21 protein-coding genes are annotated in these 23,219 nt (G+C 67.4%); 14 read left to right on the forward strand and 7 right to left on the reverse strand.

Annotation, left to right across the window (positions count from 1 at the left end):
• The first annotated feature begins 20 nt into the window (after window positions 1-20).
• Together DN412_RS26295 and DN412_RS26300 are read left to right on the forward strand one after the other, a co-directional pair.
• Window positions 21-1,019 (forward strand): HEAT repeat domain-containing protein, encoded by a 999-nt coding sequence (locus DN412_RS26295; protein WP_115214268.1) that lies wholly within the window; start codon window positions 21-23, stop codon window positions 1,017-1,019.
• A complete protein-coding gene (locus tag DN412_RS26300) occupies window positions 1,016-1,291 on the forward strand; it encodes a gamma-butyrobetaine hydroxylase-like domain-containing protein (protein WP_115214269.1) in 276 nt (91 codons plus the stop codon). Before DN412_RS26295 ends, DN412_RS26300 begins: the two co-directional genes overlap by 4 nt.
• Window positions 1,292-1,299: 8 nt before the next feature.
• Here the strand turns inward: DN412_RS26300 and DN412_RS26305 are convergent, their stop codons facing one another.
• Window positions 1,300-1,560, reverse strand: coding sequence for a MoaD/ThiS family protein (locus tag DN412_RS26305; RefSeq protein WP_078201057.1), 261 nt, complete (start codon window positions 1,558-1,560; stop codon window positions 1,300-1,302).
• 27 nt (window positions 1,561-1,587) lie between these two features.
• Entirely contained in the window at window positions 1,588-2,748 is a 1,161-nt protein-coding gene (locus DN412_RS26310; RefSeq protein ID WP_244222786.1) for a WD40/YVTN/BNR-like repeat-containing protein, read from the reverse strand.
• 223 nt (window positions 2,749-2,971) lie between these two features.
• Between DN412_RS26310 and DN412_RS26315 the strand changes: the two genes are divergently transcribed.
• Both DN412_RS26315 and DN412_RS26320 read left to right on the forward strand, forming a co-directional pair.
• Complete coding sequence (locus DN412_RS26315) at window positions 2,972-3,157, forward strand: glycosyl hydrolase (RefSeq protein WP_115214298.1); 186 nt, start codon at window positions 2,972-2,974, stop codon at window positions 3,155-3,157.
• Between the two features lie 166 nt (window positions 3,158-3,323).
• Window positions 3,324-3,947, forward strand: coding sequence for an N-acetyltransferase (locus DN412_RS26320; RefSeq protein ID WP_115214271.1), 624 nt, complete (start codon window positions 3,324-3,326; stop codon window positions 3,945-3,947).
• Between the two features lie 15 nt (window positions 3,948-3,962).
• Here the strand turns inward: DN412_RS26320 and DN412_RS26325 are convergent, their stop codons facing one another.
• On the reverse strand, window positions 3,963-4,172 hold the full coding sequence (locus DN412_RS26325) for a hypothetical protein (RefSeq protein WP_115214272.1): 210 nt from the start codon (window positions 4,170-4,172) through the stop codon (window positions 3,963-3,965).
• 467 nt (window positions 4,173-4,639) lie between these two features.
• Here DN412_RS26325 and DN412_RS26330 point away from each other — a divergent pair, with 467 nt between their 5' ends.
• On the forward strand, window positions 4,640-6,034 hold the full coding sequence (locus tag DN412_RS26330) for an NCS2 family permease (RefSeq protein WP_115214273.1): 1,395 nt from the start codon (window positions 4,640-4,642) through the stop codon (window positions 6,032-6,034).
• 200 nt (window positions 6,035-6,234) lie between these two features.
• Here the strand turns inward: DN412_RS26330 and DN412_RS26335 are convergent, their stop codons facing one another.
• On the reverse strand, window positions 6,235-6,645 hold the full coding sequence (locus DN412_RS26335; RefSeq protein WP_115214274.1) for a VOC family protein: 411 nt from the start codon (window positions 6,643-6,645) through the stop codon (window positions 6,235-6,237).
• A gap of 283 nt (window positions 6,646-6,928) precedes the next feature.
• Between DN412_RS26335 and DN412_RS26340 the strand changes: the two genes are divergently transcribed.
• Window positions 6,929-7,237 carry an H-NS histone family protein gene (locus tag DN412_RS26340; protein WP_078201063.1) on the forward strand — a complete coding sequence of 103 codons (309 nt, stop codon included), beginning with the start codon at window positions 6,929-6,931 and terminating at the stop codon, window positions 7,235-7,237.
• 107 nt (window positions 7,238-7,344) lie between these two features.
• Here the strand turns inward: DN412_RS26340 and DN412_RS26345 are convergent, their stop codons facing one another.
• Window positions 7,345-7,878: a hypothetical protein gene (locus DN412_RS26345; RefSeq protein ID WP_425267449.1), complete on the reverse strand. Its 534-nt coding sequence runs from the start codon at window positions 7,876-7,878 to the stop codon at window positions 7,345-7,347.
• A gap of 574 nt (window positions 7,879-8,452) precedes the next feature.
• Between DN412_RS26345 and DN412_RS26355 the strand changes: the two genes are divergently transcribed.
• On the forward strand, window positions 8,453-9,481 hold the full coding sequence (locus tag DN412_RS26355; RefSeq protein ID WP_244222788.1) for an AraC family transcriptional regulator: 1,029 nt from the start codon (window positions 8,453-8,455) through the stop codon (window positions 9,479-9,481).
• Between the two features lie 11 nt (window positions 9,482-9,492).
• Here the strand turns inward: DN412_RS26355 and DN412_RS26360 are convergent, their stop codons facing one another.
• On the reverse strand, window positions 9,493-10,413 hold the full coding sequence (locus DN412_RS26360) for a LysR family transcriptional regulator (protein ID WP_115214277.1): 921 nt from the start codon (window positions 10,411-10,413) through the stop codon (window positions 9,493-9,495).
• A 109-nt stretch (window positions 10,414-10,522) separates the two neighbouring features.
• Between DN412_RS26360 and DN412_RS26365 the strand changes: the two genes are divergently transcribed.
• Window positions 10,523-11,761 carry an MFS transporter gene (locus tag DN412_RS26365; RefSeq protein WP_115214278.1) on the forward strand — a complete coding sequence of 413 codons (1,239 nt, stop codon included), beginning with the start codon at window positions 10,523-10,525 and terminating at the stop codon, window positions 11,759-11,761.
• Between the two features lie 103 nt (window positions 11,762-11,864).
• On the opposite strand, the gene DN412_RS26370 is transcribed toward DN412_RS26365, so the two are convergent.
• Entirely contained in the window at window positions 11,865-13,091 is a 1,227-nt protein-coding gene (locus DN412_RS26370; protein WP_115214279.1) for an NnrS family protein, read from the reverse strand.
• Between the two features lie 259 nt (window positions 13,092-13,350).
• On the opposite strand from DN412_RS26370, the gene DN412_RS26375 reads away from it, so the two are divergent.
• The 6 genes from DN412_RS26375 to narI all read left to right on the forward strand — a co-directional run bounded on the left by DN412_RS26375 (window position 13,351) and on the right by narI (window position 23,122).
• A complete protein-coding gene (locus DN412_RS26375) occupies window positions 13,351-14,631 on the forward strand; it encodes an MFS transporter (RefSeq protein ID WP_208647661.1) in 1,281 nt (426 codons plus the stop codon).
• 36 nt (window positions 14,632-14,667) lie between these two features.
• Window positions 14,668-16,053, forward strand: a complete 1,386-nt coding sequence (locus DN412_RS26380) for a NarK family nitrate/nitrite MFS transporter (protein WP_115214281.1) — start codon at window positions 14,668-14,670, stop codon at window positions 16,051-16,053.
• Window positions 16,054-16,249: 196 nt separating this feature from the next.
• Complete coding sequence (locus tag DN412_RS26385; protein WP_115214282.1) at window positions 16,250-19,990, forward strand: nitrate reductase subunit alpha; 3,741 nt, start codon at window positions 16,250-16,252, stop codon at window positions 19,988-19,990.
• Entirely contained in the window at window positions 19,987-21,537 is a 1,551-nt protein-coding gene (narH, locus tag DN412_RS26390) for a nitrate reductase subunit beta (RefSeq protein ID WP_115214283.1), read from the forward strand. Before DN412_RS26385 ends, narH begins: the two co-directional genes overlap by 4 nt.
• A 31-nt stretch (window positions 21,538-21,568) precedes the next feature.
• A complete protein-coding gene (narJ, locus tag DN412_RS26395) occupies window positions 21,569-22,243 on the forward strand; it encodes a nitrate reductase molybdenum cofactor assembly chaperone (RefSeq protein WP_115214284.1) in 675 nt (224 codons plus the stop codon).
• A 195-nt stretch (window positions 22,244-22,438) separates the two neighbouring features.
• Entirely contained in the window at window positions 22,439-23,122 is a 684-nt protein-coding gene (gene narI, locus DN412_RS26400) for a respiratory nitrate reductase subunit gamma (RefSeq protein WP_115214285.1), read from the forward strand.
• The last annotated feature ends 97 nt before the right edge of the window (window positions 23,123-23,219 follow it).

Consider the following 23,219-nt stretch of genomic DNA (forward strand, 5'->3'; position numbering starts at 1 on the left):
TATCGACCTTACTGCCATCCATGCCGCACGCTTCCGCCCTGCCCGACGTCTCCCTGTTTGATCCCGATCCCGCCATCGGCGCGCTGGCGCTGCGCCTGGCCGACCCCGACCCCGCCGCGCGCCGCGTGGCCGTGCTGCAACTGGCCGACCTGGAAGATGAGAACGGCGTGCCGCTGTTGCTGCAACGGCTGCAATCCGACCCTGCCGAGACCGTGCGCGCCGAGGCCGCGCGCACGCTGGCCAGCTGGGAACAGCTGGCGGTCGTGGCAGCGCTGGCCACCGCCCTGGCCGACCCCGGCCGCGAAGTGGCAGACGCCGCGGCGCAAGGGTTGTCTGAACTGAAGGACCCCGCTTCCGGCGCCGCCCTGCTGCCGTGGGTCACGCACGGCGATCCCTTTGTCCGGGCGTCCGCGTGGCGGGGCTTGCGCGAGTTGCGCTATGCGGCAGGCTTCGACGCGGCCATGGCCGCGCTGTCCGACGCAGCCGCGCCGGTGCGGCGCGAAGCCGTGGCCGTGCTGGGCTGGCTCAAGCGCAGTGAGGCCCTGCCTGCCCTGGCACAGGCCGCCACCCGCGACGCCGATACCGACGTGCGGCGCGCCGCCGCCGGTGCGCTCGGCCTGGCATCCGACCCGTCGGCACGCGATGCACTGCTGGCGGCCTTGCGTGACGACGCCTGGCAAGTGCGGGAGGAAGCGGCACAGACGCTGGGAAAGCTGAAATTCCCCGAAGCCGGGCGCCCGTTGATCGACGCGCTGGAAGACCCCTACTGGCAGGTCCGCCTGCAGGCTGCCAGGGCCCTGGGCAAGCTGCGTGACCGCGCGGCGCTGGTGCCGCTGACGGTGCAGCTGGCCCATGCCATCAGCAACCTGCGCAAGGAGGCCGCGCTGTCGCTGGGCAGCCTGCAGGATGCGGCGGCGCTTCCGGCCCTGGCTGCTGCGGCGAACGATGGCGACCCGGAGGTACGCAAGGCTGTGCGTATTGCGTTGGCGCAGATCGGTACACCCGAGGGCCGGGCATGAGCGACGCCATGATCGTCCCCACGCACCTGGAGCTATCCCCCGTCAACGGCGTCCTGCGCATCCATTGGCCGGACGGACAGTGCCAGTCGCTGGACCCGGGCCGCTTGCGCGCGGCGTGCCGTTGCGCCGCCTGCCGGGGCAAGCCAGTTGAGGCCGGGTTGGGCGACGCACAAATCGTCGCCCTCGGGGCAATGGGCTATGGCGTGCAGATCGTGTTCAGCGATGGGCACGACCGCGGCATCTACCCCTGGCGCTACCTGCAGGCGCTGTAGCCCGGCTCCTACCCGCCCGCCAGCGCCTGCAGGATATGTACCTCGTCGGTCTCCTGCAATGGCGCATCCAGCCGCATCAGTTGCGTGCGGTTGACGAAGACGCGGATATACGGCCGCAGCTTGCCCTGCTCATCGACGATGCGAAAGCGCATGCCGGGGAACTGGCGGTCGAGGTCGTCGAGCAGCTCGGCAATGCTGGCGCCACGGGCTTCGACGTATTCGCGCTGTCCGGTGTAGGAAAAGAGCGGCGTCGCGATGCGGACCTGCATGGATGTCTCCGGATCGGCTGATGGCATTCAGGCTGGGCGCGCCACGGTCACCGCGTAGACCTGCGGCAGGTTGCGGGCGATGCATTGCCAGGCCTCGCCCTCATCGGCGCTGGCCCAGAGCTCGCCGCCCGTGGTGCCGAAGTACACGCCCACCGGGGCGTGAGCGTCGGTAGCCATGGCCTGGCGCTTGACCGTGAACCAGCCCTGTTCGGCCGGCAGGCCGCGGTCCTGGCGCTGCCAGGTTTCGCCGGCATCGCGCGTGACATAGGCCGCCGGGTGGCCGCCCGGGCTGACGCGCGGCCAGACATCGCTGCCGTCCATCGGGAATACCCACACCGTGCGCGGATCACGGCGGTGGGCGACGATCGGGAAGCCGATATCGCCAACCTCCGCCGGCATGGCTTCGCCGATGCGCTTCCACACGCCTTCGCGGCGGTCCATGCGGTAGATGCCGCAGTGGTTCTGCTGGTAGAGGATGTCCGGGTCGGCAGGATGCTGCAGCATGCAGTGCGGGTCCTGGCCGTATTCCGGATTGGGATCGGGCAGGAAAGTGGCAAGGCTGCCGCGGTTCAGCGGCCTCCAGTCGGCGCCGCCGTCGGTGCTCTCGAACACGCCGCCGCTGGACATGCCGATATACAGGTGGCGCGCGTCGCGCGGATCGACCAGCACGGAATGCATCTTGGGGCCGTCGGGCGTGCCGTCCTGCTCGCCGCCGGTCCAGGTGCGCCACTTCGGGTGGTCGTTGAAGCCAGACACTGGCTCCCAGGTCGCGCCATGGTCGACGCTACGGAACAGCCCCTGCGGCGAGGTGCCGGCGTACCAGGCGCCGGGCTCGCTGGCATGTCCGGGCGTGAGCCAGAACACATGGTTGACGACCCGGCCGGTCTCGCCCTCCGCCGCCTTGTCGAAGGCGGGCGGGCGCGCGGCTTCGGTCCAGTTGCGGCCGCCGTCGGTGGAGCGGAACACGGTCGGGCCTAGGTGGCCGGTGCGCGCCGCCATCAGCATGCGCAACGGTTCGCGCGGGTCCTGCACGATATGGTGGATGGTATGGCCGAGAAACGTCGGGCCCTCGATCTGCCAATTGCGGCGCGCGGCGTCGCTGGTCAGGAACCAGGCACCCTTGGTGGTGGCCACCAGCAGCCTGACGGGGCCGGTATCGGTTTCGGGAGTGGGGGAAGTCGTCATCATGGCTCCTGCAAGAAGGCCGGTGAACGATGCTTCCGAGTCTAGTACTTGTAGACAGTGTTCACAATTGATGGATGCTCGATACCGTCGGCCGCACGTCGGGGGACAACCACAACGAGTTCGCAGTAGCACGGAGTTAAAAGCGGAAGCAGGCAATTTGCCTGGACATTGCGCGCGAAGTATGGCATAAGCAATGTCCGTCCGAATTCTTCGCGCCCCGACGTCCATGCTCCGCACTGTCCGCCTCGCCACCCTGACCCGCCCGGCCCTGCCGGCGGCAGGCGTGCGCGCCGCGCAGCGCCCGGGCGTTGCCATCGACCTGGCCGACCGCTTCCACGCGTACGCCCAGGTCCGCCGCGCCGTGCTTTCCCTGGCCGTGCGGGCAGCTCGGGGCACCACCCTCCAGTCCTGAGCTTTCCCGCACGGCCCATGTCGCGGATGCCATCCGGCACCCGCTCGATCATGCAGCCAGGAGAAAGCCAGACATGCCCCCCCTCTACCGCCATACCTTCTGCGCCATGGTGGCGCTTGCCGCCCTCTACCTGATCCTCAATCCCTGAGCCGGGTGGAGTCTTGCCATGGTGAATATCTATGCCCTGCACCTGCCGGCGCCTGCGCTGCCGCGCGCGCTCGAACTGCGCATCGACGTTGAGCTGGTGCCCGCCGATATCGAACGCGAACTGGACGCCCTGCACGGCCGCATCGGCCAGCCAGGCGACCGCCTGCATGCCATGCCGGCGCTGCCCGCGAGCGTGCCTGGCCTGCGCCTGCGCTACCGCGAGGCGGACGGCGAGTATTACGTCTATGTGGAAGATGTGATGCAGCGCCGGCTGGCCGGTTATACCGTCTTCAACCGGCTGATCGAGGTCGGCCGCCGGGCCGACCCCTGGGTACGCGCGCCGCATACAAAGTTTGCGCCCGCTTACCAGCGCCGCGGCCTGGCCCGGGCGCTGTACCGCTGGGCGCTGGACGGCGGGCTGTGCCTGTTGAGCGGGGCGCGGCAGTCGGCCGGCGCCAACGCCCTATGGCAGGCGCTGGCCGCCGACTATCCGATGGGCTACGTGGACTTGCGCAGCAAGACGCTGACCTGGCTGGGCCAGGCCGTCGACGCGCCCGCGCGCCAGGGCCTGCATACGCGGATGCTGCTGCTCGGGCGCGGCTGGTCGCTGGACGCTTTCATGGCCCGCACCGGCATGTACTGACGCCAGCGCGCCGGCTTACAGCCAGCGGATCGGCGCGGCTTCGCGGGCGTTGGCCGCGTACAGGGTCCAGCCCTGCGCGAAGTAACCACGCACGCGCGCGACCAGCGACTGGCTGCCGCGCACGCGGGCATAGCAGGCGACAACGCGGGCCGGCTGGGCCGCGGCGGGCCTGGCTGCCTTGGCTTGGGCGGGCTGGCGATAGAGGGTGTCGGCGATTACTTGCATGGCGAATGTCCTTTCCGGTTGGATGGAGGTTGAGCGCCTCGCGAAGCACATCTGGCCGTGGTTCGGCCCGGATCGGGAGACGGCTCAGGGTTATCCCTAGTATAGAGAAGTTACGCCCGGATCATTCGGGTCTGCACCTATAGGCCGTATATGAGGCGCGTGATAATGGCCGGCTGCCGCAAGCGCCACCTGACGCCAATCCGCCGATAGAAGGTTCCCAACCGGCACATTCGATATTCCGCGATGCACATGCCGCGCATTGTCTGCCGGTGATGATGCAGGGCGCGCGCTCACCTAGCCTTCAGCCTTGCCCGGATCACGCCCGCAGAGGCACCGACAAGCGGCACACCGATAACAGCGGGGTTGGCCAGGATTTCCGCCTCCAGCCCAGACCAGAACCACGTGAGACAAGCCTGACGACAGTCCGTACGACGGACGTTGCAGCGCCCGCAAGGAGACAGCTCATCATGATCGAACAACCCTATCCGTCGTCCGCGGCGGAAGCCGATGCTGCACGCCCCCACGCCCCCGAAGTCAGAGGCCGGCTCGACGCGTTCTTCGAGATCACCGCGCGCGGTAGCACCCAGCGCCAGGAAGTCGTGGCCGGGGTCACCACCTTCATGGCCATGGTCTACGCCGTCTTTGTCGTGCCGGGCATGCTGGGCAAGGCCGGCTTCGACACCAGCGCGGTCTTTGTCGCGGTGTGCCTGACCACCGCCTTCGGTTCCCTGCTGATGGGCCTGTGGGCCAAGCTGCCGATCGCCATCGGCTGCGCCATCTCGCTGACCGCGTTCATGGCCTTCGGCCTGGTGCTGGGGCAGGGGCTGTCGCCGGCGGTCGCGCTCGGCGCCGTGTTCCTGATGGGCGTGATCTTCACCGCGATCTCGGTCACCGGCGTGCGCTCCTGGATCCTGCGCAACCTGCCGGCCGGCGTGGCGCACGGCACCGGCATCGGCATCGGCCTGTTCCTGCTGCTGATCGCCTCGAATGAAGTCGGCCTGGTGGTCAAGAATGCCGGGGCCGGCCTGCCGGTGTCGCTGGGCAAGATCACCTCGTTCCCGGTGGTGATGTCGGTGCTGGGCCTGGCCGCCATCTTCGGCATGGAGCGCCGCAAGGTGCCGGGCGGCATCCTGCTGGTGATCATCGCCATCTCCGCGCTTGGGCTGGCCTTTGATCCGGCGGTGAAGTTCACCGGCGTATTCGCGCTGCCGTCGCTGAGCGCGCCCGGCCATCAGTCGCTGATCGGCGCCATGGACGTGCGTGGCGCGCTGTCGACCGCGGTGCTGCCGAGCGTGCTGGCACTGGTGATGACCGCGGTCTTCGACGCCACCGGCACCATCCGCGCCGTCGCCGGCCAGGCCGGGCAGCTCAATGCCGCAGGCCATATCCGCAACGGCGGACGCGCGCTGACCGCGGACTCGGTCAGCTCGATCTTCTCGGCGATGTTCGGTGGCGCCCCGGCCGCGGCCTATATCGAGTCGACCGTCGGCGTGGCCGCCGGCGCCAAGACCGGCCTGACCTGCGTGGTGGTGGGCCTGCTGTTTGTCGCGGTGATGTTCTTCTCGCCGCTGGCCGGGCTGGTGCCGTCGTACGCGACCGCGCCGGCGCTGATGTACGTGGGCCTGCTGATGCTGTCGAGCGTGAGCCGCCTGCATATGGACGACCTGGTCGACGCGCTCGCCGGCCTGGTCTGCGCCGTGTTCATCGTGCTGACCTGCAATATCGTGACCGGCATCATGCTGGGCTTCTGCACCCTGGTGGTCGGCCGCGTGGTGGCCGGCGAATGGCGCAAGCTCAATGTCGGCACCGTGGCCATCGCGGTGGTGCTGGCTGCCTTCTATGCCGGGGGCTGGGCGATCTGACCCGGTCGGAAATTGCTGACGCGTCCCGGGCGCAAAACCCGGGGCGCTGACAACCAGATGTCTCCTCCACCGCGATCCAGGTGGATTTCAAGCCCGGGCTTCCTGCTTTCCCGGGCTGTTTTTTTGGGGCTTGCGAAAGGCTTGCGTCAGGCTTGCGCAAAGGTCCCGCGGATGGTGAATGGCGTTTCGCTAAATCGCCTTCAATGCCCGGCCTGCATTGCCGCCATATCCATGTGCACCAGTTCCCAGACATGGCCATCCAGGTCCTGGAAACCATGCCCGTACATGAATCCCAGATCCATTGCCGGCTTGTAGGTATTGCCGCCCGCCGCGACCGCGGCATTGACCATTTCATCCACGCGCGCACGGGTTTCCATCGACAGGCAAACCAGCACCTCGGTGGCTTTGCGCGCATCGCAGATTTCATTGGGCGAGAAGCTGCGGAACTTGGCTTCAGTCAGCAGCATCACGAAAATGTTCTCGCCAACGATCATGCAGGTAGCGGTATCGTCGGTAAATTGCGGATTGAAGGAAAAGCCTAGTTGGGTAAAGAACGCAATCGACTTTTGCAGGTCACGGACAGGTAAATTGACAAAGATCTGCTGGCTCATAGGGGGGCTCCGGTAGTCATTGCAGGGCACTGCGCGGGGCGCAGACAAACAGTCTAGGCGCTATGGCAGCCACTTGCGCGTATTTCCATTGTCCTTAAATGATGGCAAAAACGGACATTGGCCCTGCCAATACGGAGCGCAGGGTGGACCATGGAATGGTCAATTGACACCGACAGACAATCAGTCCGTGCATTCTCCGTTATTTTTTGTAAAATTTTTTAGGTAACCCGAAATCGCAACCTCTAGTACCATGCAGCGGCCTATTTGCAGAAAGGGGATATAAATGGCGACATACAAGCAACTCCTGGCTGAGAAGGAAGCGCTGGAAGCCAAGCTGAATGAAGTACGTGCGACGGAAGTTGCCGGCGTGATCGATAAAATCCGCGAACTGATGACCGAATATGGCCTGACCGCGGAAGACATCCAGCCCCGCCGCAAGCGCGGCCGCCCTGCCGGTAGCGGGGTAAAGAAGGCTGCCGCCGCGCTGCCTCCGAAGTATATGGACCCCAAGACCGGCAAGACCTGGTCTGGCCGCGGCCGCGCGCCGGCCTGGCTGGGCAAGCGTCCGGAGCGTTTCCTGGTCGAGCAGTAAGCCGGCCCTGCCAACGGGTTGTCAGCGGGCGGCGACAGCAAGCAAACGCCCGCCTGAAACGCCCGCTTCAATCGATCCCGTCCGCTGCCCGGGGGCACGGACAGGCATCACAACGCCTGGCAGACATAATCCTTGCGCAGTGCCCTGAAGCCCTGCTGCGTCGGCTCCGCCATCAGGCGCGCGCCGCCGTCGGCCAGCGGCTGCATGCGCAATACCTGCGCTGAACACTGGCTCGCGGTCTCGTCGCGCTGGTAGCGGATCTCATACTGGCCGCCGGCAACCGGCACGAAGGACACGCCCGCGGCACAGCGCATCTCGGGCAGCGGCGGCGCCGCTGCCGAGGTCACCGCCACGTAGATCCGTCGGCCAGCCTCGACTAGGCGCTCGCGCGTGCGCGCGGGCGGCTCGGGCGAGCGCCCGGCCATGTCCAGGCTGCGCTCCCTTCCCATTGCAGACAGCTGCTTGCCCATCCCCGCCAGCACCTGTGGCCGCGCTGGCACCGGGCACTTGGCCGGATCGACAACGGTGAACGACGTGTTCTCGTCCGTGCTGGTCAGCAGCCGGACACTGGCGGCCGGGGCGCCAGCGGGCACCCGGTATTGCGCTACGCAGCCAGATAGCGCCACGGCGGCGGCAAGTATCGGCAACACGGCAGGGCGAAGCAGGACTGCGGACGACCGGTCATGGCGCATGGCGGCAGGCAGGTAGAGTCGCGATAGCGGTGCGGCTGGGGCCAACGGCAAAGTGTTGGCAGCAAGATGACGGAAAATCCGGTCCCGATGCCGCCTGATGACCGCGCGGCTACCGGCGCCACCGAAAGCGCTGACGGGGCGGACAGGGGTCGCCATGCTGCCAAACCCGGCCAGCATACCCGCATCCGAAGCCTCGCGGCAGCCGCACAAACCCATGTTGAAAACTCCGACGTGATATCCACAGAATCTGTGGATATCCTCGCCCCGCCCTCCCCGAAAGCCCCTGTCTGTGCGCCACCGCACCGGAGCGCCCAAATTTTAGGCAACAGAATGCATCGGCCCCGCGGGCCAGCAACAGCGCGGCCCTGCCGGCAGGCAGACTGCCGCCAATCCGCCGTTGCGCTGCCTGGCGCACACATCTGACTGCCGCGCGCCCTTGAAGGGGTCATCGTCACCGCGTAATCTCATTGGTACCGGGGGCTGCACTGGCGCACTGCGCCAACTTGCCAGCCAGAAAACGACGATGCCACAACAAGAGCCTCTCCAGGCCGGGCCGTTGCCTCGTGACCTGCTGCACGCGCTGCGTGAAGGCGGTTACGACGTATCGGCTTTCGCGCCTGCCCCGGAATCCGACACCGACTCCGATCCCTGCGACCACCAACCTGCCGCGCACGCGGCCGACCCGCAACAGGCGATCCACCTGCTGCTGGCCGTCTATCACGCCACCGGCGACCCCGCCATCGGCCTCTGGCTAGGCAGCCGAATACAGCCGGATCTGCTCGGCCTGGCGGGCCTGCCCGCCATGGCCGGCCCGTCGCTGGGCACGGCGCTGCGGCGCATCGCGCGCTACCAGAAGCTGCTGGCCGGCGATCGCGTCGAACTGCGCCGCCAGGGCGAGGAAGCCTGGGTCTGTATCCGCCCGAGCGACCCCGAAGCGCCCGACACCCGCCCGCGCATCGACATGGAACTGTGTTCGTTGCTGGCCTTCGGGCGCCGCTTCACGCGCAAGCCGCTGCATCCGCTGCGGGTATCGCTGCGCATCCGCCAGCCCGCCTGGCACCTGCGCTACACCGAGGCCTTCGACTGCCCGGTGCGCTTCGGCGAGCCGGAAGACGCGATCGTGTTCGGGCGCCGCGACCTGGCGCTGCGGCTGGTGGCCCGCGACCGCACCAGCCCCACGGCGCCCCCTGCCCACCGCGACATGCGGCCAGCGGCCGCCTCGCTTGACGATGTGCGGACCGCCCTGCAGCAACTGGCCGGCGACCGCGCGCTGAGCCTGGCCGCCGTGGCGCAGCACCTGGACATCAGCGAGCGCACGCTGCAACGCCGGCTGATGGCGGCAGGCACCAGCTTCCGCGCGCTGTGCGAGGATGCGCGGCGCGACCTGGCCGGCCACTACCTGACTGAAGGCGCGATGCCGCTCGGAGAGATCGCGTTCCGGCTCGGCTTTGACGATGCCAACTCGTTCTTCCGTGCCTTCCGCCGCTGGACCGGCATGACGCCGGGCGACTACCGGCGCCATGCCGCCCCGGCGGGTGAGCCGCCCGCGTAGCCCTGGCCGGCTCACCCGCCGTGGGCTTGCTCCCACGGCGGGTGCTCGCCAAAGCTTTCGGCCAGGAAATCGACAAAGGCGCGCACGCGCGGCGGCATCAGCCGCCGCTGCGGCATCACTGCGTAGATGCCGGTATCGGCGATCGGGTAGTCGGGCAGCACCTGCACCAGCCGGCCAGCGCGCAGGTCGGCGCCGACATGCCAGGTGGAATGCAGCGCGATGCCAAAGCCCGCCAGCGCCGCATCGGACAGCAGTTCGCCGGTATTGGCCTCGATGCGGCCGCGCACGCGCACAGCAATCTCGCCGCCGGCACCATCGCCCAGCCGCCAGATGTCCTGCCGCCCCTGGCTGCCCACCAGCAGCAGGCAGTCGTGCGTTGCCAGGTCCTGCGGCGAGCGCGGCGTGCCGCGCCGGCGCAGGTAGTCCGGCGACGCGCACAGCAGGCGCCGGTTATTGGCCAGCCGGCGCGCGACCAGCGTCGAGTCGTCCAGCGCGCCGATGCGGATGGCGAGGTCGAAGCCCGAGCTGATCAGGTCCAGCACGTTGTCGGTCAGGTTGACGCTCAGCGACAGCCCGGGATGCTGCGCCAGGAATTCCGGCAGCAGCGGCGAGATATATAGCCGCCCGAATGACGATGACGTGGTCACCCGCAGCGTCCCCGACACCCCGGTGCCAGCCTGCCGCAGCGAGGTGCCCAGCGCCTCCAGGTCGTCCACCAGCGCGCGCCCCTGCTCGGCCAGCACCGCGCCTTCCGGCGTGGCATGCAGCCGGCGCGTGGTGCGATGCAGCAGGCGCACGCCCAGCTCGCGCTCCAGCCGCTGCAGCCGCTGGCTGGCCACCGCCACCGACAGGTCCAGGCTGCGCGCCGCGGCGCTGATCGATCCCAGGTCCAGCACACGCAGGAACAGGCCGATATCGCCGATCCGATCCATGATTATCAAGATTTTGTTGAAACTGATTATGGATCATGCCGGTTTTTACTGAAGACGGAAAGGCACAGACTGCGGGCTTCCTTCCTTTTGCCGACGCTTCCTCCCGACCATGGCCTCACCAGTCTCCACCACCGCCACACCCGGCGCTGCAACCGCGCGCGGCCGGCTGCCCGTTGCGCTCTACGCGCTGACTGCCGGTTCCTTCGGTATCGGCTGCGCCGAATTCGTGATCATGGGCCTGCTGCTGCAGGTCGCCGCCGACCTGCAGGTGACCATCGCCGCCGCCGGCATGCTGGTGTCCGGCTACGCGCTGGGCGTCTTCGCCGGCGCGCCGGTGCTGACGCTGCTGACCCGCCGCATGCCGCGCAAGGCGGTGCTGCTGGCGCTGATGGTGATCTACACCGTCGGCAACGCCGCCTGCGCGCTGGCGCCGGACTACGCCACGCTGATGATCGCGCGCGTGCTGACTTCGCTCACCCACGGCACCTTCTTCGGCGTCGGCGCCGTGGTGGCCACCGGGCTGGTGCCGGAAGACCGCCGCGCCTCGGCGATTTCCGTGATGTTCTCCGGCCTGACGCTGGCCACGCTGCTGGGCATGCCCGCCGGCGCCTGGCTGGGCCTGCACCTGGGCTGGCGCTCGACCTTCTGGGCGATGACGCTGATCGGGCTGCTGTCGCTGGCGGTGATCGCGCTGCTGGTGCAGAAGAGCCAGGATCACGCTGCTCCGGTGGCGTTGCGCGACGAGCTGGCCACCATCGGCCGCCCGCAGGTGCTGCTGGGCCTGTTGATGACGGTGCTGCAGTCGATGGGCATCTTTGCCGTGATCACCTACGTGCAGCCACTGCTGACGCGCGTGTCCGGCTTTGGCGAGGCGGCGGTCTCGCCGATCCTGCTGCTGTTCGGCGCCGGCATGATCGTCGGCAACGTGCTTGGCGGCCGCTTTGCCGACCGCACCCCGACGCGCGCGGTGCTGGCCACACTCACTGCGCTGACGCTGGTGCTGGCGGCGATGACGCTGGCGATCCACAGCCAGGTGCTGGTAGTGGCCTTCGTCGGCATCCTGGGCATCGCGGCCTTTGCCACGGTCTCGCCGCTGCAATTGCGCGTGCTGCGCCACGCCCACGGCGCGGGGCAGAACCTGGCATCGAGCTTCAATATCGCGGCGTTCAACCTCGGCAACGGCCTGGGCGCGTGGATGGGCGGCGTGGTGGTCGATCACGGGCCGGGGCTGACGGCATTGCCGTGGATTGCGGCACTGGCGCCGATGGCTGCGCTGGGGGTGGCGTGGCTGAGCGTGAGGATGGAGCAGGACCGTGGAAAAGTGGCGCCGATTCCGGAAGCAGTCTGACAAGCGTGTCTGAAGAATGCTCCCACATCCTTCCGCTTGATGAACTTGGCTGCGCCCCATGGGAATAGTGCAACGAGCTGTTGCACTATTGCCTCGCCCGGGCTCAGCCCGGCTTGCCGTCCACCCGCGGACGCGCAAGCCGTGGCGCATACGTCAGCGCATAGAGGCCGAACCCGGCCACCCAGCACGCCCCGGCCCCCCACATCCAGTGCAAATAGCCGGCCGGCCAAATCATCGGCCCGAACACGCGCAGCACCGCCGCCGTGGCCACCAGCCAGTACGCTGCGGTCTCCGCGCGCCCGGCCACCAGCATGCGGCCCGTGTGGCCCAGCGCGGTGCGCGTGATCATGGCGATGATCGCCACGCCGAGCACGCCCACCGTGAAGGCATGGGTCGCCAGCCCGGCCATTACCAGACCCAGCGCACCCAGCGCCTGCAGCAGCAGCGCCACGGGCAACCATGCATAGGCCAGGTGCAGCACCCACAGGATCGGCCGGTTGCCTACTGCATGGCTGCGCCAGCCTGCCACGCGCCCGGCCAATACAACGGCGGCCAGCAATGACAGCGCCGCCAGCAGCCACTCTGGCAAGGGCAGCAGCCCGGAGGCCAGCCCCAGCACCGCGGCCGGCACCACCATGCGGTCCACCTGCCGGTATTGGCGCAGGCGGAACCCCGGGATCGCGTTGGTCGTGAACATCGGGATGACACGCCCGCCGATCACCACCACGAACAGCGTGACCAGCGCCACGCCGGCGCGGCACGCCAGCATCGCACCGGCGTCGTGGCCGCGCGCCTGCAGCCACAGGCTGGCGATATCGGCCACAGCCAGCAGCCACAGCGCCATGGCCAGCGGATAGTTGCGCCGATTACCGGCGCGGGCCAGGGTGCGCGTGAAGGCGAGCGCGGCCAGCGGGAGAAACGCACCCTCGATCACGAAGGCCGCCGTGCCCGGCGCCACCCACATGCCCACGCGCCCCGCCAGCCACAGCAGGAACAACGCGGCAAGCGCCGCGCCGGTCGGCGTCGGCTGGCCGGTCCAGGCCCGCCCGGCGGTGAACAGGAAGCCCACCACGATGGTCGCGGCAAAGCCGAACACCATCTCGTGCGCATGCCAGAACATCGCCGGCATCACCGGCGCCGGGCCGGCCGCGCTCACGCCCGCCAGCATCGCCGACCACGCCGCGATCGCCAGCGCGGCGAACACCGCCCCGCTCAGGTAGAACGGCCGGAACCCTAGCGCAAACAAGGCAAAGCCGCGCGGCGGCGGTCCGGCAGGCGCCTTGCCAGGGGGTGGCGAGCGCCGCGTGGGAAGAATGGGGATGGTGTCCATGGCTGGAAGCGGGAATCGGTGGGTGCGGCGCGTGCCGGCTTTTTGATCCGGCGCACGGTTTGCCGCAGGTGCGCAAACGGATGCCATTCGCGCTGACTGCACGATAGCACCGCGGCCGCCCCGGCGACCTCCGCCGGTAGAACTAGCTCCAAAGGCAGGCTGCGCACCCGCGCGCGCTGTGCGGCTGGCGAATAGGCAGCACCAGTGGCCGCCCCTACTCTGGCATCACCCCCGCCAAAGTTGACACAGGAGCATGGCCATGGCCACCCACCCACGCGCGCCGGAGCCCATTGCGCCCGGCGCCGCAATGACGCTGGCGTCCAGCACGTTCGCCTTCACCATCTGCTTTGCCGTCTGGATGCTGTTCGCAGTCCTGGGCATCCCGCTCAAGCAGGAACTCGGCCTCAACGATACGGAATTCGGCCTGCTGGCGGCCACGCCCGTGCTCAGCGGCTCGCTGATCCGCGTGCCGCTGGGCATCTGGACCGACCGCTACGGCGGGCGCATCGTCTTCTTCGTGCTGATGCTGGCCACCGTGATCCCGATCTGGCTGATCTCGTATGCGCACACGCTGTGGCAGTTGCTGGTGCTGGGCTTGTTCGTCGGGCTGGCGGGCGGCTCGTTCTCGGTCGGCACGCCCTATGTGGCGCGCTGGTTCCCGCGCTCGCGCCAGGGCCTGGCGATGGGCATCTTCGGCGCCGGCAACTCGGGCGCGGCGCTGACCAAGTTCGTGGCACCGGCAATGATCCTGGCCGCCGGCACCTGGACCGTGGTGCCGCGCGTGTACTCCGTGGCGATGCTGGTCACCGCGCTCCTGTTCTGGGTGTTCTCGCGCAGCAATCCGGCGCACCTGGTCAAGTCCAGCGCCGGCTGGCGCGACCAGCTCGCCGTCATGCGCGATCCGCGCGTGTGGCGCTACTCGCAGTACTACTCGGTGGTGTTCGGCGGCTATGTCGGCCTGTCACTGTGGATGACCAAGTACTACATCGGCGAATACGGCTTCGATATCAAGACCGCGGCCTTCCTGGCCGCCTGCTTCTCGCTGCCCGGCGGCGTGCTGCGCGCCATCGGCGGCTGGATCTCCGACCGCTACGGCGCGCACCGCACCACCTGGTGGGTGATGTGGGTGAGCTGGGTCGGCTTCTTCCTGCTGAGCTATCCGCAGACGGATTTCATCATCCAGACCACCAGCGGCCCGCAGGCTTTCCGCATCGCGCTGACGCCCACGGTGTTCACCATCCTGCTGTTCGTGGTAGGCATCGCCTTCGCCGTCGGCAAGGCCTCGGTCTTCAAGTTCATCTCCAACGATTTCACGCACAACATCGGCGCGGTCTCGGGCGTGGTTGGCCTGGCCGGCGGGCTCGGCGGCTTCGTGTTGCCGATCCTGTTCGGCGTGCTGGCCGACCTGACCGGCGTGCGCAGCAGCTGCTTCATGCTGATGTACGGCACCGTGTGCGTGAGCCTGGTGTGGATGCACTACAGCCAGCGCAGCGAGCGCGGGCGCAAGGAACAAGTCGCCGGCATTGCGCAAGCCGCCTGACGTCCTCCATCACACAAGCAACCAAGGCACACCATCATGTCCTCTTCCGTACTCACCCGCTGGGAGCCCGAGAACAAGGTCTTCTGGCAGAGCCAGGGCGAACGCATCGCCTACCGCAACCTGTGGATCTCGATCCCGGCCCTGATGCTGGCCTTCGTGGTCTGGATGCTGTGGAGCGTGGTCGCGGTAAACCTGGACCGCGCCGGCTTCCAGTTCACCAAGAACCAGCTGTTCTGGCTGACCGCGCTGCCGGCGCTGTCCGGCGCCACGCTGCGCATCTTCTACTCCTTCCTGGTGCCGGTGTTCGGCGGGCGCCGCTTCACCGCGATCTCCACCGCGCTGCTGCTGATCCCGGCCCTGGGCATGGGTCTGGCGCTGCGCGACCCGTCCACCGGTTACCCGACGCTTCTGGTGCTCGCGCTGCTGTGCGGGCTGGGCGGGGCCAACTTCAGTTCGTCGATGGCCAATATCAGCTTCTTCTTCCCCAAGGCGAAGAAGGGGCTGGCCACCGGGCTGAATGCGGGCATCGGCAACCTGGGCGTGTCGGTGGTGCAGTTCGTCACGCCACTGGTGGTGTCGGTGGCCATCTTCGGCGCGCTCGGCGGCGAGCCGCAGCAGTACCAGGCCAACGGCGCCACGCAAAACCTGTGGCTGCAGAACGCGGGCTTTATCTGGGTGCCGTTCATCATCGTCTCGGCACTGGCCGCATGGTTCGGCATGCATGACATCGCGGACGCCAAGGCATCGTTCGCCGACCAGGCGGTGATCTTCAAGCGCAAGCACAACTGGCTGATGTGCTGGCTGTACGTGGGCACCTTCGGCTCGTTCATCGGCTTCTCGGCCGGGCTGGCGCTGCTGACCAAGTCGCAGTTCCCCAGCGTGAACCCCACCACCTATGCCTTCCTGGGGCCGCTGGTGGGGGCGCTGACGCGTCCCGTGGGCGGCTGGATCTCCGACAAGCTCGGCGGCGCGCGCGTCACGCTGTGGACCTTCGTCGGCATGATCGCAGCGGTATTCGCGGTGCTGGCGTCGCTGCCGCATGACGGCGCCGGCGGCAACTTCATGTACTTCCTGGCCGCCTTCGTCACGCTGTTCGCGCTGACTGGCATCGGCAATGGCTCGACCTTCCGCATGATCCCGGTGATCTTCCTGACCGAGCGCCAGCGCGCCGCCGCGGGCAAGGGCGACACCGCACAGAAGCAGGCCCTGCAGGAAGCCGGGAAGGAATCGGCCGCCGTGCTGGGCTTCTCCGGCGCCATCGGCGCCTACGGCGGCTTCTTCATCCCCAAGAGCTTCGGCACGTCGCTGGAGCTGACCGGCGCCGCCGATGCCGCGCTGGACTGCTTTATCGCCTTCTACCTCAGCTGCGTGCTGGTGACGTGGTGGTACTACGCGCGCCGCAACGCGCCCATGCCCTGCTGACCCTGCCACTGGGATGCCGGCCGGGCTAGTTCTTCCGAACTAGTCCCGCACCCGGCGCCTAGCCCGATCGCCATGGGGCGGCTGTTCCACCAGCGAATTGGCCACCGCCCGCCTCCCCCATAAGCTGAGGGTGTCCCTGCAAAGCTCCCGGAACCACTGGAGCCCCCGCAGCAAAGTACCCGCGGAGAACAAAGCAATGAGTCATTTCCTGGATCGACTGAAGTTCATGTCGCGCATCAAGTCCACCTATGCGGACGGCCACGGCGCGGTGGTGAACGAAGAACGCAAGTGGGAAGACGGCTACCGCAGCCGCTGGCAGCACGACAAGGTCGTGCGCTCCACCCATGGCGTGAACTGCACCGGCTCCTGCTCGTGGAAGGTCTATGTGAAGAACGGCCTGATCACGTGGGAGACCCAGCAGACCGACTATCCGCGCACGCGCCCGGACCTGCCCAACCATGAGCCGCGCGGCTGCCCGCGCGGCGCTTCGTACAGCTGGTATGTCTACTCGGCGCAGCGCGTCAAGTATCCGATGATCCGCGGCCGCCTGATGGAGATGTGGCGCGAGGCCCGCAAGACCATGGACCCGGTCGCCGCCTGGGAATCGATCAGCCAGGACCCGGTCAAGGCTGCCCGCTACAAGAGCGTGCGCGGTCTGGGCGGCTTCGTGCGCGCCGACTGGAACACAGCGACCGAGATGATCGCGGCGGCTAATGCCTTTACCGTGAAGAAGTTCGGCCCCGACCGCGTGATCGGCTTCTCGCCGATCCCGGCCATGTCGATGGTGTCTTATGCCGCCGGCGCGCGCTACCTGAGCCTGCTGGGCGGCGCGTGCCTGTCGTTCTATGACTGGTACTGCGACCTGCCGCCGGCCAGCCCGCAAGTGTGGGGCGAGCAGACCGACGTGCCCGAATCGGCCGACTGGTACAACTCCACCTACCTGATGGTGTGGGGCTCCAACGTGCCGCAGACCCGCACACCGGATGCGCACTTCTACACCGAGGTCCGCTACAAGGGCACCAAGACCGTGGCGGTCTCGTCCGACTTCGGCGAGATGGTCAAGTTCGGCGATATCTGGCTGGCGCCGAAGCAAGGCACCGATGCCGCGCTGGCGATGGCCATGGGCCACGTAGTCCTGAAGGAATTCCACGCCAGCGGCAAGTCTGCGTACTTCCGCGACTACGTGAAGCAGTACACCGACATGCCGATGCTGGTGGTGCTGCGTGACAATCAAGGCACGCTGGTGCCCGACCACTTCCTGCGCGCCTCGCACCTGGCCGACAACCTCGGCGAAGCCAACCATCCCGAGTGGAAGACCCTGCTGATCGACGACGCCAGCGGCGAGATCGTCGCGCCCAATGGCTCGATCGGCTTCCGCTGGGGTGAAGCCGCGCACAATGACGGCGAGAAGGTGGGACGCTGGAACCTTGAAATGAAGGACGGCGGCAGCGGGCGCACCATCGATCCGCGCCTGTCGCTGGTCAGCCAGCATGATGAAGTGGTGGAAGTGGGCTTCCCCTACTTCGGTGGCGAGCACGACGATCTGCTGCGTCGCCGCGTTCCCGCGCGCCGCATCCCGTTGGCCGACGGCAGCACCGCGCTGGTCGCCACCGTGTATGACCTGCAGATGGCCAACTACGGTGTCGACCAGGGCCTGGGCGGCCCGAACGTGGCCGCGTCGTTTGAAGACGACGTGCCCTACACTCCCACCTGGCAGGAGAAGCACACCTCCGTGCCGGCGCGCCTGGTGACCCAGGTGGCGCGCGAGTTCGCCGACAACGCCGACCGCACGCAGGGCAAGAGCATGGTCATCGTCGGCGCCGCGCTGAACCACTGGTACCACAACGACATGATCTACCGCGGCATCATCAACCTGCTGATGATGTGCGGCTGCGTCGGCAGGAGCGGCGGCGGCTGGGCCCACTATGTCGGCCAGGAAAAGCTGCGCCCGCAGTTCGGCTGGGCCCCGCTGGCCTTCGGCCTGGACTGGTCGCGCCCGCCGCGCCAGATGAACGGCACCTCATTCTTCTACAACCACACCAGCCAGTGGCGCCACGAAAAGCTTGGCGTCGACGAGATCCTGTCGCCCACCGCCGACCGCAAGCGCTACGACGGCCTGTCGCTGCTGGACCTGAACGCGCGCGCCGAACGCATGGGCTGGCTGCCGTCGGCACCGCAGCTCGGCACCAATCCGCTCGACGTGGTCGATGCCGCCGAGCGCAACGGGCAGGACCCGGTCGCCTACACCGTGGAGCAGCTCAAGTCCGGCAAGCTGCAGTTCGCCTGCGACGACCCGGACAACCCTGCCAACTTCCCGCGCAATATGTTCGTGTGGCGCTCCAATATCCTGGGCAGCTCGGGCAAGGGGCATGAGTACTTCCTGAAGTACCTGCTGGGCACGCAGAACGCCGTGTTCGGCGACGAGAACGATGCGATCACGCCGAGCGAGGTCAACGTGCGCCCGGCCGCCGAAGGCAAGCTGGACCTGCTGACGGTGCTGGACTTCCGCATGAGCACTACCTGCCTGTACGGCGACATCGTGTTGCCCACCGCCACCTGGTACGAGAAGGACGACCTCAACACGTCCGACATGCACCCGTTCATCCACCCGCTGTCCGAAGCCGTGCAGCCGCTGTGGGAAAGCAAGACCGACTGGGAAATCTACAAGGCCATCGCGAAGAAGTTCAGCGAGATTGCCGGCCCCTACCTGGGCACACGCAAGGACCTGGTGTGCACGCCGCTGCTGCACGACACCCCGGGCGAGTTGGGCCAGCCGTTCGAGCCCAAGGACTGGAAGGCCGGCGAATGCGACCTGATCCCCGGCAAGACCGCGCCGTCGATGACCGTGGTGGAGCGCAACTACGCGGACATCTACAAGAAGTTCACCTCGATCGGGCCGCTGCTGGACAAGCTCGGCAACGGCGGCAAAGGCATCAACTGGAACACTCAGCATGAAGTGAAGGAGATCGGCGCGCTCAGCAAGACCGTCACCGAGCCCGGCGTGAGCCAGGGCCGGCCGAAGCTGGAGACCGCCATCGACGCCGCCGAGATGATCCTGACCTTCGCGCCTGAAACGAACGGCCACGTCGCCGTCAAGGCGTGGGAAGCGCTGTCGAAGATCACCGGCCGCGACCACGCCCATCTGGCCGAGGGCCGCGAGCACGACAAGATCCGCTTCCGCGACGTGCAGGCGCAGCCGCGCAAGATCATCTCCGCGCCGACGTGGTCGGGGCTGGAATCGGAAGAGGTCAGCTACAACGCCGGCTACACCAATGTGCACGAGCTGATCCCCTGGCGCACGCTGACCGGGCGCCAGCAGTTCTGGCAGGACCACCGCTGGATGCTGGACTTCGGCGAAGGCGCGTGCGTGTACAAGCCCGCCATCGACACCAAGACCGTGGCGCCGATGCTGGGCAAGAAGCACAACGGCAACCCTGAGCTGGTGCTGAACTGGATCACGCCGCACCAGAAGTGGGGCATCCACTCCACCTACTCGGACAACCTGCGCATGCTGACGCTGTCGCGCGGCGGGCCGCACGTGTGGATCTCCGAAGCCGAGGCCCGCGCCAACGACATCGGCGACAACGACTGGGTCGAGGTGTTCAACGTCAACGGCACGCTGACCGCCCGCGTGGTGGTGTCGCAGCGCGTGCCCAGGGGCATGTGCCTGATGTACCACGCCCAGGAAAAGATTGTGAACGTGCCCGGCGCCGAGACCAGCGGCATGCGCGGCGGCATCCATAACTCGGTCACGCGCGCCGTGACCAAGCCCACCCACATGATCGGCGGCTATGCGCAGCTGGCCTGGGGCTTCAACTACTACGGCACCGTGGGCAGCAACCGCGACGAGTTCGTGATCCTGCGCAAGATGAAGAAGGTCGACTGGCTGGAAGGGCCGCTCGTGGAAAAGTCGGTGAAGGAAGGAGCCCCGCAATGAAGATCCGTGCCCAGGTGGCCATGGTGCTGAACCTCGACAAGTGCATCGGCTGCCATACCTGCTCCGTGACCTGTAAGAACGTCTGGACCAGCCGCGACGGCGTCGAGTACGCCTGGTTCAACAACGTCGAGACCAAGCCCGGCATCGGCTACCCCAAGGAATGGGAGAACCAGGACAAGTGGCAGGGCGGCTGGCAGCGCAACGCCGACGGCAGCCTGGCACCGCGCCAGGGCGGCAAGCTGAAGATCCTGGCGAACCTGTTCGCCAACCCCAACCTGCCGGCCATCGACGAGTACTACGAACCCTTCACCTACGACTACGAACACCTGCAGAAGGCGCCGCTGGTCCAGACCCCGCCCACCGCGCGCCCCGTGTCCGTGCTGACCGGCCGCAAGATGGAAAAGATCGAATGGGGCCCGAACTGGGAAGACGACCTCGGCGGCGAGTTCAGCTCGCGCGGGCGCGACAAGCTCTTCGACGACGTGCAGAAGGAGATGTACTCGACCTTCGAGAACACCTTCATGATGTACCTGCCGCGCCTGTGCGAGCACTGCCTGAACCCGGCCTGCGTGGCCTCGTGCCCGTCGGGCTCGATCTACAAGCGAGAGGAAGACGGCATCGTGCTGGTGGACCAGGACAAGTGCCGCGGCTGGCGCATGTGCATCTCTGGCTGCCCGTATAAGAAGATCTACTTCAACTGGCAGAGCGGCAAGGCCGAGAAATGCCTGTTCTGCTATCCGCGCATCGAGGCCGGCCAGCCCACGGTCTGCGCCGAGACCTGCGTCGGGCGCATCCGCTACCTGGGCGTGATGCTGTACGACGCGGACCGCATCGGGCAGGCCGCGTCGGTGGCCGATGAGCGCGACCTGTACCAGTCGCAGCTCGACGTCTTCCTGGATCCGCACGATCTCGCGGTGCAGGCCGAGGCGCTGCGCCAGGGCATTGCGCAAAGCTGGCTCGATGCCGCGCGCAAGTCGCCGGTCTACAAGATGGCGTGCGAGTGGAAGGTTGCCTTTCCGCTGCACCCGGAGTACCGCACCCTGCCGATGGTCTGGTACATCCCGCCGCTGTCGCCGATCCAGTCGGCGGCTGAGGCCGGCCACATGGGCCTGAACGGCGTGATCCCCGACGTGAAGAGCCTGCGCATCCCGGTCAGGTACCTGGCCAACCTGCTGACCGCGGGCGACGTGATGCCGGTGCTGTCGGCGCTGGACCGCATGCTGGCGATGCGCGCGTACAAGCGCTCGCAGGTGGTCGACGGCGTGCAGGACCTGGGCGTGCTGCAGCAGGTGGGACTGACGCCGGAACAGGTCGAGGACATGTACCAAACCATGGCCATCGCCAACTACGAGGACCGCTTCGTGATCCCGTCCTCGCACAAGGAGATGGTCGAGGACAGCTTCAACGACAAGGCCAGTTGCGGCTTCACCTTCGGCAACGGCTGCTCGGGCGGCACCTCGGAGGGCGCGCTGTTCGGCAAGAAGCCGCAGGGCAGCGTGCATTTCGTCGACATGCCCAAGTCGCGCAAGAAAGCCGTGATGCGCTGAGCCCGCATCCATGAACCGTCCGGAGAAGAACATGCCCCTCTACCCCATCCTCAGTGCCCTGCTCGGCTATCCCGGGCAGGATCTGCTGGACGCCCTGCCCGAGATCGACGCCGCGCTGGCCGAATGGCCGCAGGCGCGCGACCTGCTCGCGCCCGTCACAGGCCTGTTGCACAGCGAAGCGCTGATCGCGCTGCAGGAGAACTACGTTGCCACCTTCGACCGCAACCCGGCGCACTCGCTGCACCTGTTCGAGCATGTGCACGGCGAAAGCCGCGACCGCGGCCAGGCCATGGTCGACCTGATCGACGAGTACCGGCGCGAAGGCTTTGAACCGGGGGCCTCGGAGCTGCCCGACTACGTGCCGCTGTTCCTGGAGTTCCTCGGCGCGCTGGTGGCCGACGGCAAGGAAGCGCGTGCCGAGCAGTTGCTGGGCGAGGCGATCCACGTGCTGGCCGCCATCGGCGAGCGCCTGGCGCGCAATCAAAGCCCCTACGCCGGCGTGTTCGCGGTGCTGCGCATGCTGACCGACGTGCAGCCGCAACCGCAGCAGGAGCCGCCGGTGCGCGACATGGACGAGGCACTGGAAACCTTCGGGCCGGGGGCCGACGGCGTGGAACCGCTGCTGGCGCCGCAGACGGGTCCGCAGGCGGTGAAGTTCTATCCGCGCGATTCACGTGTCAAGGCACAAGTTCCGGCTGCCTGCTGACCCCATGCGGACTGGCGGTGTTCCCCCCTCTCCCGCTTGCGGGAGAGGGGCGGGGGAGAGGGCGGGAGTTTCCATGAAGCGCCGGTGCTTAAACCACCCCTCTCCCCTACCCCTCTCCCGCTGAGGGGAGAGGGGAACGCAGTTGGCAATTGAGACGACCGAACCTGCCTCAACGGCAGCTACAGAGCAAACACCATGGCAACGATCCACCAATTCCTCTTCGGCATCTACCCGTATATCGCTGCCGCCATCTTCCTGTTCGGCAGCCTGGCGCGCTTCGAGCGCGAGCAGTACACCTGGAAGAGCGACAGCCCGCAGGTGCTGTACCGCGGTAACCTGCGCACCGGCAACATCCTCTTCCATGTCGGCATCCTGGGCCTGTTCTTCGGGCACCTGGCCGGCCTGCTGACGCCGGTGGCGGTATGGGATGCGCTGGGCGTCTCGCACGGCTTCAAGCAGGGCGTGGCGATGACCGCCGGTGGCGTGATGGGCACCATGTGCCTGGCCGGGCTGCTGATCCTGCTGCACCGCCGGCTGACCAATGCGCGCGTGTCGGCGGTGACTCGCACCGGCGACAAGGTGCTGCTGCTGTGGCTGCTGGTGACATTGCTGCTGGGCCTGTCCACCATCTTCGAATCGGCCGGCCACATGGATGGCCACATGATGGTGCAGCTGATGACCTGGGCGCAGCATATCGTCACGCTGCGCGGGGACGCCGCCAGCCATGTCGCGGATGCACCGCTGCTGTTCAAGGCGCACCTGATCATGGGCATCACGCTGTTCGCCATCTTCCCGTTCACGCGGCTGGTCCATGTGTGGAGCGGCTTTGCCTCGCTCGGCTATCTCGGCCGCGCCTGGCAACTCGTGCGCAGCCGCTGAGCCACGCACGCCGACCACAAGGAGAACGCAACGCCTGAATTGAAACCCGCTTCTGCCTGCATATCGTGCGCATCCTGGAGCGCTGCCCCGACACGCA

This window comes from Cupriavidus lacunae, assembly GCF_003353055.1.
In the GTDB taxonomy this organism is placed as follows: Bacteria; Pseudomonadota; Gammaproteobacteria; order Burkholderiales; family Burkholderiaceae; genus Cupriavidus; species Cupriavidus lacunae.

Coding starts and splice junctions, on each gene's coding strand:
- DN412_RS26295 (WP_115214268.1), top strand. CDS start 21: ATGCCGCACGCTTCCGCCCTGCCCGACGTCTCCCTGTTTGATCCCGAT.
- DN412_RS26385 (WP_115214282.1), top strand. CDS start 16,250: ATGAGTCATTTCCTGGATCGACTGAAGTTCATGTCGCGCATCAAGTCC.
- DN412_RS26365 (WP_115214278.1), top strand. CDS start 10,523: ATGGCCTCACCAGTCTCCACCACCGCCACACCCGGCGCTGCAACCGCG.
- narJ (WP_115214284.1), top strand. CDS start 21,569: ATGCCCCTCTACCCCATCCTCAGTGCCCTGCTCGGCTATCCCGGGCAG.
- DN412_RS26325 (WP_115214272.1), bottom strand. CDS start 4,172: ATGCAAGTAATCGCCGACACCCTCTATCGCCAGCCCGCCCAAGCCAAG.
- DN412_RS26375 (WP_208647661.1), top strand. CDS start 13,351: ATGGCCACCCACCCACGCGCGCCGGAGCCCATTGCGCCCGGCGCCGCA.
- narI (WP_115214285.1), top strand. CDS start 22,439: ATGGCAACGATCCACCAATTCCTCTTCGGCATCTACCCGTATATCGCT.
- DN412_RS26370 (WP_115214279.1), bottom strand. CDS start 13,091: ATGGACACCATCCCCATTCTTCCCACGCGGCGCTCGCCACCCCCTGGC.
- DN412_RS26380 (WP_115214281.1), top strand. CDS start 14,668: ATGTCCTCTTCCGTACTCACCCGCTGGGAGCCCGAGAACAAGGTCTTC.
- DN412_RS26320 (WP_115214271.1), top strand. CDS start 3,324: ATGGTGAATATCTATGCCCTGCACCTGCCGGCGCCTGCGCTGCCGCGC.
- DN412_RS26315 (WP_115214298.1), top strand. CDS start 2,972: ATGCTCCGCACTGTCCGCCTCGCCACCCTGACCCGCCCGGCCCTGCCG.
- DN412_RS26330 (WP_115214273.1), top strand. CDS start 4,640: ATGATCGAACAACCCTATCCGTCGTCCGCGGCGGAAGCCGATGCTGCA.
- DN412_RS26310 (WP_244222786.1), bottom strand. CDS start 2,748: ATGATGACGACTTCCCCCACTCCCGAAACCGATACCGGCCCCGTCAGG.
- narH (WP_115214283.1), top strand. CDS start 19,987: ATGAAGATCCGTGCCCAGGTGGCCATGGTGCTGAACCTCGACAAGTGC.
- DN412_RS26305 (WP_078201057.1), bottom strand. CDS start 1,560: ATGCAGGTCCGCATCGCGACGCCGCTCTTTTCCTACACCGGACAGCGC.
- DN412_RS26360 (WP_115214277.1), bottom strand. CDS start 10,413: ATGGATCGGATCGGCGATATCGGCCTGTTCCTGCGTGTGCTGGACCTG.
- DN412_RS26335 (WP_115214274.1), bottom strand. CDS start 6,645: ATGAGCCAGCAGATCTTTGTCAATTTACCTGTCCGTGACCTGCAAAAG.
- DN412_RS26340 (WP_078201063.1), top strand. CDS start 6,929: ATGGCGACATACAAGCAACTCCTGGCTGAGAAGGAAGCGCTGGAAGCC.
- DN412_RS26355 (WP_244222788.1), top strand. CDS start 8,453: ATGCCACAACAAGAGCCTCTCCAGGCCGGGCCGTTGCCTCGTGACCTG.
- DN412_RS26300 (WP_115214269.1), top strand. CDS start 1,016: ATGAGCGACGCCATGATCGTCCCCACGCACCTGGAGCTATCCCCCGTC.